Source organism: Burkholderia sp. BDU5 (assembly GCF_001522845.1).
In the GTDB taxonomy this organism is placed as follows: Bacteria; Pseudomonadota; Gammaproteobacteria; order Burkholderiales; family Burkholderiaceae; genus Burkholderia; species Burkholderia mayonis.
Window position 1 is genome coordinate 1 of sequence record NZ_LOWC01000023.1, and the last position, 863, is coordinate 863.

1 protein-coding gene is annotated in these 863 nt (G+C 64.4%); it reads right to left on the bottom strand.

Annotated elements, in window-relative coordinates; translation table 11 throughout:
• Positions 1 to 653 (bottom strand): Mu transposase domain-containing protein (locus WS69_RS04395; protein WP_442854887.1); only part of this gene is annotated, 653 nt, incomplete at its 3' end.
• Positions 654 to 863: the final 210 nt, after the last annotated feature.

Here is an 863-nt window from a genome sequence, read left to right on the forward strand (position 1 = left end):
AGGCGCACGGCGTTCGGGTGCGGCACGCCGCTTTGTAGCGCATCGCCGATCGCGGCCTGCAATTGCGCAGCGCCGTAGCGTTCGAGCAGCCGCAGCAGCGCCGCCGTGATGGTGCCCAGATTCGCATTGCGTTCAGCCGCGCGGCGCAGCAGATCCTGACTGGCGGGGGCAGCCTTGGCCAAGCGATCCATGCCGCGATGATGACGGGCCTCGCGTTTGACGCCGACCAGTGTCTCGATGTGAACGGGCTCTTCGATTTGCGCGCCGCGGTCGTAACTGCGAGCGTGGCGCGCAAGGATCTCGGCACCGTCCAGCACGCGTACCTGCTCGAGATCGGCCCGTACCGTGAGCGTGCGCCGCACGTGCGTGTGCGGGATCGAGTAGTCGTTCAGATCGAAGCGTACATAGGGCGTCTTGCCGACTTTGACGGCGAGCGTTTCCTCGACGGGATAGGGATTCTCCGGTAGCGCAAGCAGCGTAGGCTGCTCCTGGGCGAACGCCTGGCGCACACTGATCATGCGATCCTCCGGGCACGGGCGATCCGCCGCCTGCGTGCGGCACCAGTGTTCGGCTTGCGCATTCAGGTCATCCAGATCGGTGAACTGTCTGGCCGCGAAGAACGCGTCGCGGACGTGACGAATGGCGCGCTCCACGCGGCCCTTCTCGTTACCACGCGCGATGGCTACGGGTCTGGGTTCGAACCGATAGTGTGTAAGCGATCGATTGACCACGCCCTTGCGCTGTGACGCGAATTAGGCCGTCGTGTCGACGTTGCGCTGGGCCAGTTTCCATGGCAAGAGCGCCTCGTAATCATCGACGCTTCGCGCGTAGGGCAATGCCTTGAACAACTCGGTTAGATAGCG